This is a genomic window from Collinsella aerofaciens (assembly GCF_902501475.1).
Lineage (GTDB): Bacteria > Actinomycetota > Coriobacteriia > Coriobacteriales > Coriobacteriaceae > Collinsella > Collinsella aerofaciens_AL.
Map to the genome: position 1 here is coordinate 161,753 of NZ_CABWIF010000011.1, position 12,635 is coordinate 174,387.

The following is a 12,635-nucleotide window of genomic DNA, read 5'->3' on the forward strand; positions in this document are numbered from 1 at the left end:
AGCAAACTAAAGGCCAAGGGGCCCAGTCAACCTATCAGCAGCGATTACTCAGCAGCTAGTTGAATTTGAAGATCTTTGAGGCAAGACGGTATAGGCCGAGCGTGGTTTTGTCTCCGGCCCGTCCGCGCAGATTGGTGAAGAACCCGACCACGCCGTAGCGGGCACGACGATACATGCGCTCGTCGTAGGCCTTCAAATCATTCCACAGCGTCTTTAGGCGCTCGTCGGCGCAATCTTCCTCGGAAAGCTTGGTGAGCACTGAGCAGATCGCCATCATCATGGTGAAGTAGCCCATCATGTACGAGCGCAGACGAGACGACTCAACATCGCTGTACAGGTGGTACGACTCCATCATGATACGCGTAACACGGAACTGCTGGTCCAGACGCTTGACCATCGTGGCCTCGTTGACACTCTGGCCCTCGCGACCGATAAAGTAGCGATAGAGGTCGATGTCGGCGTAGTACATGGTCTTGCAACGCGGCAGCGGCACGTAGGCGTAGATGTTGTCCACATAGAACGTGTGCGGCGGCATGGGAAGGTTGGACTCGCGCAGCACATCCGTGCGATAGCACAGGCTGTGCATGAGTAGGTTCTGGTCCAGGCGGAAATGACCGATCTGATCCCAGGAAAAGATCTTCTTGCGCGGCAGGGCAAATTTGTAGCCAATAGCGGTATGCGTGCCCTCGTAAACCTTCTCGTACACGTAGTTCGAGATAAACAGGTCAACGCGCTGGTCGCGCTCCTCAAAGCCACGCAGAATCGACAGCATGGTCGAAAGGGCAGCGCCGTCAAGCCAGTCGTCCGAGTCGACAACCTTGTAGTAGGTGCCCTGCGCCTCGCGCAGACCCGAAAGGACGGCAATACCGTGACCGCCATTCTCCTGGTGCACCGCGCGGATGATTCCAGGATAACGTGCCTCCCACTCATCGGCCTTATCGGCCGTCTCGTCCTTGGAGCCGTCGTCCACCACGATAATCTCGATATCGGTAGCGTAATTGCTCCCCTCCAAGATGGAGGTGATGCAATGGTCAATGTCCTTGGCGGCGTTATACGAGGGAATACCGAATGTTATGACTTTATGCATGGCAGGCGATAATCTCATCCGAAAGATCGAGGGCAGAATTGGTCACGGCGTCCATATCGTAGTAACGATACTCGGCCAGACGGCCCACCGGGTGGAAGTTCGTCAGGTTCTGGACGCGCTCAAGATAGCGCTCATAGAGCTCACGGTTCTCGGGCTCAAAAGAATGGCGTAGTACGGCGTCTCGCCCGAGCCGGGCGTATAGGCCTTGGAGTACTCCTTCATGATGGTGGTCTTGCCGGGCAGGACCTGACCGGTCATGTTCTTGAACTCGGTGATGCGCGTGTAGTCCTCGCTCGTGGTGTAGTTGACAGTGCCCACGGGCTGAAACTGGTCCATATCGAGCGTCTCGAACTTCATATCGAGCGTGCGGTACGGCAACGCACCCAAGTCGAGGTTGAACAGCTCGTCGAGTGGACCGGTGTAGACGATCTCGCCACCATAGACCTTGCCGTCGATCTTGACGGTAGTCTCGTCGATTTCAAAGAGGTCACGGGCGTCCACGTCGCAGAACACGTCGATCAGGTCGTGGTCGAGCATGTGCTCAAAGAGCGCCGTGTAGCCCTCCTGCGGCATGCCCTGGAAGGGAGCTTGCGGGAAGTAGCGGTCATCATCGCCCACAAAGACGGGAACGCGGCCGGTGATCGAGGGGTCAATCTGATCGGGCGTCTGGCCCCACTGCTTCATGGTGTAATGCAAAAAGACGTTCTCGTAGACGTAATCGGCGACCTCGGCAAGATCCGGGTCGTTCTTCTTACGCAGCTCCATAATGGGCACCTTGACATCCCTGCCAAAGGTCTCCACGAGCTTCTGATACAGCTCCTCGCCGCGCTCGTCACCAAAGGCGAGCTTGAGACTCGCATGGTTGAAGGGCACGGGCATAAGGGTACCGTTGATGTTGGCGAGCACCTTGTGCTGATAATCCGTCCACTTGGTAAAGCGCGACAGGAAATTGTGCACGCGCTCGTTAAAAGTGTGATAGATATGCGGACCGTACTCGTGGATCAGGATTCCGGCCTCGTCAGTGCAGTCATAGGCATTGCCCGCAATGTGGCTACGGCGCTCCAAAACGGCAACACGATAGCCGATGGTCTCGGCAAGACGGCGGGCGCAAACGGCACCGGCATATCCAGCACCGACGACAATCATGTCGTACGCGCCGGCGTTAAAGCCTTCAGGCAGGCCTGAGGTAATCTGCATCGATACTCCTTGTCAAAAGCCACGGGCTCGTTAGCTGGGCTTTTCTCGAACATTCTTCGAGACATATTTATCAGAGCGATTATAGCGCTAATGCGTCCTATAATGAGCTTGCCACACAAGGAAAGCTCAAGCACCGCGGCGTACATAATTGAAAGGTAAACCCGCTAGCAGCGGGTTTATTCGTGAACAGCCGGGTGCCTGGAGCTTAGCGAAACGCTTGTAAGGAGTAACATGAGCGATTTCCTAAACCGTATGAAGTCTGCCGCCAAGGCCGACCTTAAGACGATCGTCCTGCCCGAGGGCGAGGATCCGCGCACTATCGTCGCGGCCACCAAAATCATCGAGGAGGGCCTGGCAAAGATCGTCATCCTGGGCAACCCCGACGAGATCAACGTTCCCGGCGCTACCGTCATCGACCCGCGCAATGCCGAGAAGCACGAGGAGTACGCGCAGAAGTTTGCCGAGCTCCGCGCCAAGAAGGGCGTTACCATCGAGCAGGCTCGCGCCCAGGTGATGGACGCCACCTACTTTGGCACCATGATGGTCAAGATGGGCGATGCCGACGGCCTGGTCTCCGGCGCCTGCCACTCCACCGCCGACACCCTGCGCCCCGCGCTTCAGATCCTCAAGACCGCCCCGGGCACCAAGCTGGTCTCGGCCTTCTTCGTGATGTGCACCGACACCCCGCAGTTCGGCACTGACGGCACGCTGATCTTCGCCGACTGCGGCCTCAACATCAACCCGTCCTCCGACGAGCTCTCCGAGATCGCCATCGCCTCCGCTCACTCCTGGTCCACCTTCATGGGCAACGTTGAGCCGCACGTGGCCATGCTCTCCTACTCCACCATGGGCTCCGCTGGCGGCGAGGTCGCCAAGAAGGTCCAGGAGGCTGTGAAGTTCTGCAAGGAGAAGGCTCCCGAGTTCGCCATCGACGGCGACCTGCAGCTCGATGCCGCTATTGTCCCCACCGTCGCCCAGCTCAAGGCTCCCGGCTCCTCCGTTGCCGGCAAGGCCAACGTGCTCGTGTTCCCCGACCTCGAGGCCGGCAACATCGGCTACAAGCTGGTCCAGCGCTTCGCCGGCGCCGACGCCTACGGCCCCATCCTGCAGGGCATCGCCAAGCCGGTCAACGATCTGTCGCGCGGCTGCTCTGCTGACGACATCGTGGGTGTCGTGGCCATCACCGCCGTCCAGGCTCAGATGGCTGAGTAGCGGACATATCCCCTCGGGACAGGAATTTCCACCTGCTAGCAAAAAGGCCTCCGGAGCTGTTGCTCTGGAGGCCTTTCGTTTACTTGCAAATGCGCGCGTTAGTTGTTCTTGGTCAGGCGCTCGACGTCGTGGGCGATCATGTATTCCTCGTCGGTGGGGATGACCATAACCGTGACGGAAGAGCCGGCGGCACTGATGACCTGCGGGCCGTTGCCCACGGCCTCGCGGTTCTTGTTGTTGTCGATGCGTACGCCCAGCCACTCAAAGCAGTCGCAGAAGGCCTTACGGATCGACCAGTCGTTCTCGCCGATGCCGGCGGTAAAGGTAATGGTGTCCACGCCCGCCATGGAAGCGATCATGGAGCCGGCCTGCTGCATAGCCTTGTAGGCAAACATATCGAAGGCGAGCAGGCAGCGCTCATCTCCCTCGGAGGCGCGCGTGCGGATGTCGCGGGCGTCGTTGGAGATGCCCGAAATGGCAAGCAGGCCGGACTGCTTGTTCATCATGTCATCGACTTCCTGGTAGCTGTAGCCACCCTCGCGCTGAAGGTAGCACACGGTGGCCGGGTCAATGGAACCACAACGAGTGCCCATCATCAGGCCATCAAGCGGCGTTAGGCCCATCGTGGTATCGCGGCACACGCCGTCCTCGATGGCGGCGAGCGAAGCACCGTTGCCCAGATGGCACGAAAGCAGACGGTGACAGCGCGAGCCCAGGATCTCCTTGGCCATCATCCACTCATAGCGGTGGCTCGTGCCGTGGGCACCGTACTTGCGCACGTGGTACTTGTCGCACACGTCCTTGGGCAACGCGTAGGTGTAGGCGACCTCGGGCATGGTCATGTGGAACGAGGTATCGAAGACGGCCACGTTGGGCAGCTCCGGATACTTCTCGCGGCAATACTCGATTGCTGCGGCCTCGCCATAATTGTGCAACGGAGCGAGCGGGGCCACCTCAAGGATCTTAGCCATGACCTCATCGTCGACGACCGCGGAATCATCGAAGTGCCAGCCGCCCTGAACGATGCGATGCCCAATGCCATCAATCGTAAAGTCGGTCTTCTCGAGCTCCTCGAGCACACGAGCGATAGCAGAGCGATGATCGGGGAAAGGGACCTCCTCGGTCTGCTTGGCGCCACCGTTCTCGGAGTGGCCAAAGATGCCCATGTCCGAACCGATACGTTCGCAGTTGCCCTTGGCGAAAACCTCGCGGGTAACGGTATCCAAAAGCTGATATTTAAGGCTTGAGCTGCCGGCGTTGACAACAAGTACGTTCATGAGACTCCTTTACAGTGCAATACGGTCGACGCAGACCCCTTAAGGCGGCCGCATTTTAATAAGAAGTTATCACAACTTGATAAATAGCTATCAAGCATATCGCCCAACGAGCACAAAAGAGGGGCCGAACGGCGCTCGGTCGTCCAGCCCCTCCCCTCTTGCAATTACTTGCCGTTGACAATGCGCTCGACGTCAGAAGCGATCATGAACTCCTCGTCCGTGGGAATGACGAAGATCTTGACCCTGGAATCCTTGGCAGACAGGCACCAAGCGCCGTCACCACGCAGGGCGTTGCGGGCATGATCCATCTTGACGCCCATAAAGGCCAGACGGTCGGCCACGCCAGCGCGAACGGCCGGAGCGTGCTCACCGATGCCAGCGGTGAAGACCAGCGTGTCCATGCCGCACATGGAAGTGGCCATCTCGGCAGCCTTGGCGGCAATCTTGTAGACAAACATGTCGAAGGCGAGCTGAGCATCGGGGTCACCAGCGGCGGCGAGCTCCTCGACGTTGCGGCAGTCGTTGGTCTTGCCGCCGGTCACAGCCAAAAGGCCGGACTTCTTGTTCATCATCTCATCGACCTCGTCGAAGGTGTAGCCACCCTCACGCTGCAGGTAGCACACGGTAGCCGGGTCGATGGAGCCACAGCGGGTGCCCATCATGACGCCGTCGAGCGGGGTGAGGCCCATGGTGGTGTCCATGCACTTGCCGTCCTCGATGGCGCACAGGGAAGCGCCGGAGCCGATATGGCACACGACGACCTTGCGAGCCTCGCCGTTGGTCATCTCGGCGACCTTCTTGGAGATGTAGCGGTAGCTGGTGCCGTGGGCGCCGTACTTACGGATGTGCAGCTTGTCGCAAACATCCTTGGGAAGGGCGTAGGTCTTGGCGACCTCGGGCATGTTGAAGTGGAAAGCGGTGTCGTAGACCGTGACGTTGGGCAAGTCGGGATACTGCTCGAGGCAGTACTCGATGACGTTGGCCTCAGGGTTGTTGTGCAGCGGGGCGAGCGGAGCGACCTCGCGGATCTTGGCGAGAACGTCCTCGTCGACGAGGGAGGAATCGCCGAAGTACCAACCGCCCTGAACGATACGGTGGCCGATGCCCTCGATCTTGACGCCGTTGGCCTCGAGGTCCTTCAGAACGACCTCGATGGCGACCTTATGGTCGGGGAACTCGATGTTCTCGGTCACCTTCTTGGAACCGTTGGCAGCGTGGGTGAAGGTGCCGCCGGTAAAGCAGACGCGCTCGCAGGAGCCCTTTGCGGACACCTTGTGGGACTTGGTATCGATGACCTGATACTTAAGGGTCGAAGATCCCGCGTTGACGACCAGAACGTTCATGTGTCTCCCTACTAACAGGCGGTGTGGCGCCGCCAGGTTACATACGCTTCAATAATAAACCCAAACGCCCTCGCGCTCGGGTTTATTGCGTTGATATATAAGTTATCGGTGCCTAAATACGCATGGCCTTTGACTTGTAAGACGAAAGAGCGCGGGGATATACACCAAAGAAGAAATCCCGAGCGCGACAAGCAATATGACTCGAATGTCCGCGATGCTGCTCAACGCAGCATTGAACAGATAGAAAAGGATGGCACCCACCGCCACCATCTGGCTTTGAACCGAAATCAGTGAACAGCGCATCGAAGAATCGGCAGCATTTTGAAAAATTGAGTATTTAATTGGAGCAAATAACGAGTAGGCGACCGTCTGCAACACATAGAACACGGGCAGCAAATAGACCGGAGTAAAGGGAGTCAAAAATAGAGCAGTCAGGGAAAGGCGCACGATGCCGCAAATACGCGCAAAACGGCCCTTGTCGACATGAGCAATCACACTGGGCACAATAAGCCCCATGGAGGCCGAGGCAAGGAGCTGGACCGCAATGATCACACCCGAAGCGACGGCATTCATTCCGCGACCCGCAAGCAACAGTGAGAAAAAGTCTTCCAGGGCGACAAAAGCAAATGCTTGAGAACAGTCCCTGATGAACGCTGAACGAAGAATGCCGTTACACGCAATAGCGGCACCGATCATCTTCGGGCTCATTCCACGCTCAGGTGTCCCCGCAGTGCCCCCTCTTCGCATCTCAGGAATGCAGACAACGACAACCAGCGTCAACACCATTGCGATGATATCTGCCGAAAGACCAATGAGATATGCACCGACAGACGAAATGAAACCGCCCACGCAAGCGGAGATGGCAAAAGAGGCATAGAAAACAAATCGCTCAACGACATTAAGTCTTACGAGCTGGTCCTGAGAAACGCTGTCAATGTAAATCGCTTCTATGGATCCGCTCACACATGCAACGGCAAAACCCTTGAGAGCAAACGCGCCGATTAAAAGCAGAGGAGAACGGACGAAAAGCAGGGCGGCGTAGTATCCAAGCATTCCCACGACGCCAACGAGACCGCTTGTCTTTCGTCCAAACCTATCAGCAATATAGCCAGTGGGAACTTCAAGGATGAACTTGCTCACTTGATATGCAATCATCATGCTAGAAATCGCCACCATCGAGAATCCGACGAATTCAAGGTAAACCGTCAGAAAATACAAAATGGTGCTGAAGTTCGACAGAAAAACGAACGTCATATAAAGCAAAACCGTACGTTTTTTCATACTCCGCCCTCCAAGAGTCAGCAATCTAAATCGGAATCTTGGAAAAGCATGAGGGCAGAGCCGTCAGTCATGTGTTACAAGGCGTCAACATTCACTTGACGCCACGAGGCCAAATGGCCTCACGAAGCAAGGTGACGCAATAGGTGAAGAAATACCGTCTGGTGTCGATCGGTCCAGGCATTTTGTCGATAGCAAAAGTAGATGGGCAAGGCTACGTCATGCGAGCCTTCAATGGAACACTCGCTCACTTCCAGTCCATCTGATGCGAGAGAAGAGCCAGAAAAGCTCAATATCAATCCCCCGGCTTGAAGAAACTCAGTCTGCGCCCTGTTTCCGTATTCGACATCGCGAAAGCGGAAATTAACCAGCTGGGCTTCGGGGCATTGATTGATTGCATTGAGACAGGGTGACAAATTAATTGGAACAGCGAGCCTGCCGCCTAGTAACTCACGAACGGTCATAGCATCCACAGATTGATGACCCGCTGGGCACGAAAGAACCTTGAGCTCCTTTTCACCCAAGTATTTCGAAGAAAGGACACTGTCCCTTGGTTCCTCAAATGAGATGGCCGCATCCGAAATGCCAAGCACAAGTGATTCAAAGCATGTGGCCGTTGGCTGATGCCAAACATCAAGGTGAATCTGAGGGTGCGAGCTTTCAAACGAGTCGTACCAGTTTTCGGAAAAAAGACGCCCCCGCCCGTGAAGACAGGGGGCGTAAAGACGAAAGTGACCGTCGGGCGAAACGCCGCCGTTCCCCGATTGGGTGTACTTTTTGAGATCGTCGACTTGTGCCAGGATCACGCGTGCACGACGCGCAAATTCTCTGCCCGCCGGAGACAAAACAGCCTCCCCCGCCGATCGGTCGAGCAAAACAATCTGATACTCAGATTCCAACTTTTTGATTGCCGACGAAACGGCCTGTGGGCTCACGTGAACGGCGCGAGCCGCTTTGCGCACGCCGCCGTAGTTCGCTACCGCTTGAAGGTATTCGAGTTGAGAAAGCTGCATAGGTTACTCCAAAGGCAGCCAAGGCGACGGGCTGTGCGTCCTCAGATGAGGTTCTCGCCCAGGTTTTTGCCGCCGAGGACGTGCATGTGGAAGTGCATGACGGTCTGGCCGGCGTTGACGCCCTTGTTGGAGATGACGCGGAAACCGTCCTCCAAGCCCTTGGCCTTAGCGACCTCCTGGATGGCGTGAGCCATGGCGCCCATGGTCTCGGCCGGTACGTTGTCGGCGATGTCACTGTAGTGCTTCTTGGGAATCACGAGCGTATGGACCGGCGCCTGGGGATTGAGGTCGTCGAAGGCGATGACCTGGTCGTCCTCATAGACAACGGTCGAGGGGATCTCGTGGTTGGCAATTTTGCAGAAGATGCAATCGCACATGGTTGGTTCCTTTCTCACAGACCAAGGTAATTATATTTAGTCGGGATGGTTAGAACGAGAGGTTGTCGTCGGTGTTGGCGGCCTCGCCGTCGACGAGCACGTCGTTGCCGTCGACGTCCTTAAGGAGCACCGAGACCTTCTGCTCGGCATCGGACAGGCGGGTGCGCAGGCTCTTGAGGAGCTCGACGCCGCGGGTATAGCTCTCGAGCGACTCCTCGAGCTCCATATCGCCCGACTCCAAGCTACGGATGATGAGCTCCAACTCCTGCGAGGCCTGCTTGTACGTAAGCTGCTCGACCGGGGTCTTCTCTGCCATATCTGTTTCCTTTCCTAAAGGTTTATCGCTATGAAACGCGGCCTACTCGACCGTATCGACCGTTGCCGCCACATTGCCGTCTGCCATGCGCACGCGGATGGCGTCGCCGGGCTTAAAGGTCTTGGCGCTCGTGGCCACGCCATCATCGCTGTACGCGATGGAATAGCCGCGGGCAAGCACTTTGAGCGGCGACAGAGCATCGAGCGAGGCTGCCGCACGGCCCAGGTCGGACGCGGGCTTGTTGAGCATCGTGCGCCCCTGATGCTCCAGACGGGAGCTCGCAAGCGTGAGCGCATGGCGCTTGCCATCGAGCCCCGAGGTGCTTGCAACTAGGCGCTCGGGCAGGCGCTCAAAGTTGGAGCGGAATGTCCCGACCGAGCGTACTATGGCGCCCGACAGGCGATCGGCAGTCAGCGCAAGCTCAGACTCGCGACGCTCGACCATAAATGTGGGGTCGTTGAGGCACGGGCGGCACGCAGCCGCATCGAGCGCATCGCCCAAGCGAGCCGTATAGGTGTCCCAGGCACGGCGACCGCGCTGATCGAGCATCTCCAAATCAACCTGATTCGACCCAATCATCGATGCCATCGCAGCGCCCAGACGCTGATGGCGCGCCTCGAGCACATCGGCCAACTCCGTCATAGCCGGCGCCACCGATTCTGCCGCCGCCGTGGGCGTGGAAGCGCGGCGGTCGCTCACCATGTCGCAAATCGAGGTATCGGGCTCATGGCCGATACCGGTCACCACGGGCACGGGACAGGCAGCCACTGCACGGGCAAGCTCCTCGTCGTTGAAGGTCATGAGGTCCTCGAAGGAGCCGCCGCCGCGTACCAGCAAGATGCAGTCGGGCGCCGGCGTGACGGCGGCGGCACGGCGCAGGCCCTCGATAAGCTCGGCCGGCGCACCCTCGCCTTGTACCTTGGCACCCACGCAGACAAGCTCGACGAGCGGGTTGCGACGACGCAATGTGCGCTTGACGTCGTCGATTACAGCACCCGAAAGCGAGGTGACGACCGCCACGCGTGAGCAAAACACCGGAATGCGGCGTTTGCGCGCTTCGTCCATCAGGCCCTCGCGGCGTAGCTTTTCGGCCAGTTGCGCCACTTGTTGACGCAGCAGACCCTCCCCCGCCAACGAAAACGAGCGGGCAACAAAGCTCATGCGGCCCGTGGGCTTATAGAGATTGAAGCTGCCCTTAAAGCTCACCTGCATGCCGTCGCGCAGATCGAAGGTGCGCTTGAAATAGGCGCCCTTCCAGATAATGCAGTCGACGGCGGCCGAATCGTCCTTAATCTGGAAATAGCAGTGGCCACTTCGGGCGTTAGGACCACGAAAACCCGTGACCTCGCCCAGAACGCTCAGCTGCGGAATGGCATCGAGCGCACCGGCAGCGATTTCTACCGCCTGGCTCACGCTGAGCTCCTTGCGCTCCTGCTCATCCGAACCGTCAAACTCGGCGGAAACGGCATTGCCGGTTAGATTCCAGCCTGCCACGCAGCCTCCTTTCGTCATCGTGCACATGGGCTCCGGCCCTGCGCAAATTTAAGTCCAACACATAGTACAGCGCCGCGGGGACACGAATCCCCGCGGCGCCCAGCGACCCAATTTGTTATCGGTTGGAGTTTCTGTTGTAGCGAGCCATAAGATAGAGCAGCTGAATAATCGAAGTGAGCGCTGCGGCAACATAAGTAAGCGCGGCTGCCGTCAGGACCTTCTTGGCACCGTTGACCTGCTTGGAGCTCATGCCCGACTGCTCAATATACGCCACGGCGCGTCGGCTGGCGTCAATCTCGACAGGCAGCGTAACCAGTTGGAACAGCACGCTAAAAGAGAAGAAGATCAATGCGAGGGTCGTGAGTCCCGCGATGTTCATAAACAGACCCATGAGTAGCACGATGGTCCAAGTGTTCTGGGTAAAGTTGACGACCGGCACGAGGGCGGTGCGTACCTTCATCATGGCATAGCCGCTTTGACGCTGGGCGGCATGGCCCGCCTCGTGGCAGGCGACGGCAACGCTTGCGACCGAACCGCCCGAACGGTTGGCATCCGACAGATACAGGTTGTTATCCTGCGGGTTGTAATGGTCGGTGAGCTCACCGGCGACACCCTTGATACCCACGGCATTGCAACCGTTGGCGTCAAGCATGCGGCGAGCAACCGTGGCGCCCGTGTCGCCGTCCGAGCGAACCTTGGACCAGGTCTTGTACGTCGAATTGATATAGCTCTGCGCAGCAAGGCCAAGCACCGTGCAGACAAGAACAACCAGCAGGTACAGCGGGTCGATGCCAAAGCCGTAACCATAGTAATAAGGCATGCGAATTCCTCCGAATCGAGTTACACGTCGGAGGCATTCTACCCACTCAACCGGCTAGGCTTCCCTACAGGAGCTCGATTTTGCCGTCCTTCACCGTCAACCCCATATTGCCGGAAAGCAGATCGTCCAGGCGCGAGCCCACAAGCTCAAAGCGCCAGCCTTCGCGCAGGGGGCTCTGCTCGGGATGCTCAATATAGTCGGCCAGGTCATCGCGCGAGGCAATGACCGAGGTCGCCACGCCCGAGCGCTCGGCAACTAGGCGAATGAGCGCATACATCAGGTCCGTCACGCTCTCCAACTCCGGCGAAATCTGACGGTGCCCGCGCACCATGAGCGGCAGGCGATCGTGCGGGCAGCTCGCGCCGCGCTTGATGGCCATGAGCGCACCGTCCACGTCGCGCTCCCCCAACTGATCGGTACCGCGAATGCTACGGAACTCCTCAACGCGCACGGGATTGCGCTTGACGAGCGCCAGCAGCGTGTCGTCGGACATGACCCACTTGCGCGGGATGTTACGGCGCTCGGCGCGATCCTCGCGCCAGGCGGCGAGCTCGCGTGCGATGCCCAACTGGTGACGGCTGCACGAATTGATGCGTTTGACCTTGCGGAACGCCTCGTGGCGATCGGCGCGATAGTGCGACTCGTCAGCCAGCGGGCGCAGCTCGTCGAGCACCCAGTCCACACGGCCCAGCTCGCGCAGGCGGCTCATCATCTCGGTATAGGCGACGATCAGGTACTTGACGTCATCGATCGCATACTCAATCTGCTTATCGGTCAGCGGGCGGCGCGACCAGTCGGTCAGCGACTCGGTCTTGGGCAGCGAGACGCCGCAAAACGTCTGAACAAGCGCGCCATACGAAATCTGCTGGCGCTCGCCCAAAAAGGCAGCGGCGACCTGCGTGTCAAAAATCGGTCGTGGCAGCACGCCCACGGTATGGAGCATGACCTCCATATCCTGCGAGCACGCGTGGAAGACCTTGGTCACGCTCTCGTCGGCCATAAGCTCGGCCAGCGGCGATAGGTCGTCGATTACCAGGGGATCGACCGCGACGCTCTCGGCAGGGGTGGCAATCTGAACCAAGCACAGACGCGGGTGGAATGTGCGCTCGCGCAAAAACTCGGTATCGACGGCAATCGCGTCGAACTCACGAGCGCGCTGGCAAAAGTCGAGTAGAGCCTGATGTGTGGAAATGTACATATCAACCCATCGAATAAGGTTAG

Annotated in this window: 11 protein-coding genes and 1 pseudogene; 1 reads left to right on the forward strand and 11 read right to left on the reverse strand. The window is 58.4% G+C overall.

Annotation, left to right across the window (positions count from 1 at the left end):
- Positions 1–55 precede the first annotated feature (55 nt).
- Both GDJ93_RS03580 and glf read right to left on the reverse strand, forming a co-directional pair.
- Positions 56–1,087 (reverse strand): glycosyltransferase family 2 protein, encoded by a 1,032-nt coding sequence (locus GDJ93_RS03580; protein ID WP_152067769.1) that lies wholly within the window; start codon positions 1,085–1,087, stop codon positions 56–58.
- Positions 1,080–2,284: pseudogene (glf, locus tag GDJ93_RS03585) on the reverse strand (UDP-galactopyranose mutase). Before glf ends, GDJ93_RS03580 begins: the two are co-directional and overlap by 8 nt.
- Before the next feature lie 231 nt (positions 2,285–2,515).
- On the opposite strand from glf, the gene pta reads away from it, so the two are divergent.
- Positions 2,516–3,496, forward strand: a complete 981-nt coding sequence (gene pta, locus GDJ93_RS03590; RefSeq protein WP_152067770.1) for a phosphate acetyltransferase — start codon at positions 2,516–2,518, stop codon at positions 3,494–3,496.
- A gap of 98 nt (positions 3,497–3,594) precedes the next feature.
- Here the strand turns inward: pta and GDJ93_RS03595 are convergent, their stop codons facing one another.
- The 9 genes from GDJ93_RS03595 to rnd all read right to left on the reverse strand — a co-directional run bounded on the left by GDJ93_RS03595 (position 3,595) and on the right by rnd (position 12,612).
- A complete protein-coding gene (locus tag GDJ93_RS03595; protein WP_152067771.1) occupies positions 3,595–4,773 on the reverse strand; it encodes an acetate/propionate family kinase in 1,179 nt (392 codons plus the stop codon).
- 164 nt (positions 4,774–4,937) lie between these two features.
- Positions 4,938–6,116, reverse strand: coding sequence for an acetate/propionate family kinase (locus tag GDJ93_RS03600; protein ID WP_152067772.1), 1,179 nt, complete (start codon positions 6,114–6,116; stop codon positions 4,938–4,940).
- Positions 6,117–6,218: 102 nt separating this feature from the next.
- Positions 6,219–7,397, reverse strand: a complete 1,179-nt coding sequence (locus GDJ93_RS03605) for an MFS transporter (RefSeq protein WP_152067773.1) — start codon at positions 7,395–7,397, stop codon at positions 6,219–6,221.
- A gap of 119 nt (positions 7,398–7,516) precedes the next feature.
- Positions 7,517–8,407 (reverse strand): LysR family transcriptional regulator, encoded by an 891-nt coding sequence (locus GDJ93_RS03610; protein WP_152067774.1) that lies wholly within the window; start codon positions 8,405–8,407, stop codon positions 7,517–7,519.
- Between the two features lie 41 nt (positions 8,408–8,448).
- Entirely contained in the window at positions 8,449–8,784 is a 336-nt protein-coding gene (locus tag GDJ93_RS03615; RefSeq protein WP_035137921.1) for a histidine triad nucleotide-binding protein, read from the reverse strand.
- A 49-nt stretch (positions 8,785–8,833) separates the two neighbouring features.
- Positions 8,834–9,100: an exodeoxyribonuclease VII small subunit gene (gene xseB / locus GDJ93_RS03620; RefSeq protein WP_152067775.1), complete on the reverse strand. Its 267-nt coding sequence runs from the start codon at positions 9,098–9,100 to the stop codon at positions 8,834–8,836.
- A gap of 42 nt (positions 9,101–9,142) precedes the next feature.
- The gene (xseA, locus tag GDJ93_RS03625; RefSeq protein WP_306421711.1) at positions 9,143–10,594 is read right to left on the reverse strand and encodes an exodeoxyribonuclease VII large subunit; all 1,452 of its coding nucleotides are present in this window, start codon (positions 10,592–10,594) and stop codon (positions 9,143–9,145) included.
- 115 nt (positions 10,595–10,709) lie between these two features.
- Positions 10,710–11,414 carry a zinc metallopeptidase gene (locus GDJ93_RS03630; protein ID WP_117855647.1) on the reverse strand — a complete coding sequence of 235 codons (705 nt, stop codon included), beginning with the start codon at positions 11,412–11,414 and terminating at the stop codon, positions 10,710–10,712.
- Positions 11,415–11,478: 64 nt separating this feature from the next.
- Positions 11,479–12,612 (reverse strand): ribonuclease D, encoded by a 1,134-nt coding sequence (gene rnd, locus GDJ93_RS03635; RefSeq protein ID WP_006234315.1) that lies wholly within the window; start codon positions 12,610–12,612, stop codon positions 11,479–11,481.
- Positions 12,613–12,635 lie beyond the last annotated feature (23 nt).

What these genes read in the sequence shown, in the direction of transcription:
- GDJ93_RS03630 (WP_117855647.1), bottom strand. Translation starts at nt 11,414, where the DNA reads ATGCCTTATTACTATGGTTACGGCTTTGGCATCGACCCGCTGTACCTG.
- rnd (WP_006234315.1), bottom strand. Translation starts at nt 12,612, where the DNA reads ATGTACATTTCCACACATCAGGCTCTACTCGACTTTTGCCAGCGCGCT.
- GDJ93_RS03610 (WP_152067774.1), bottom strand. Translation starts at nt 8,407, where the DNA reads ATGCAGCTTTCTCAACTCGAATACCTTCAAGCGGTAGCGAACTACGGC.
- pta (WP_152067770.1), top strand. Translation starts at nt 2,516, where the DNA reads ATGAGCGATTTCCTAAACCGTATGAAGTCTGCCGCCAAGGCCGACCTT.
- GDJ93_RS03615 (WP_035137921.1), bottom strand. Translation starts at nt 8,784, where the DNA reads ATGTGCGATTGCATCTTCTGCAAAATTGCCAACCACGAGATCCCCTCG.
- GDJ93_RS03605 (WP_152067773.1), bottom strand. Translation starts at nt 7,397, where the DNA reads ATGAAAAAACGTACGGTTTTGCTTTATATGACGTTCGTTTTTCTGTCG.
- GDJ93_RS03580 (WP_152067769.1), bottom strand. Translation starts at nt 1,087, where the DNA reads ATGCATAAAGTCATAACATTCGGTATTCCCTCGTATAACGCCGCCAAG.
- GDJ93_RS03600 (WP_152067772.1), bottom strand. Translation starts at nt 6,116, where the DNA reads ATGAACGTTCTGGTCGTCAACGCGGGATCTTCGACCCTTAAGTATCAG.
- xseB (WP_152067775.1), bottom strand. Translation starts at nt 9,100, where the DNA reads ATGGCAGAGAAGACCCCGGTCGAGCAGCTTACGTACAAGCAGGCCTCG.
- GDJ93_RS03595 (WP_152067771.1), bottom strand. Translation starts at nt 4,773, where the DNA reads ATGAACGTACTTGTTGTCAACGCCGGCAGCTCAAGCCTTAAATATCAG.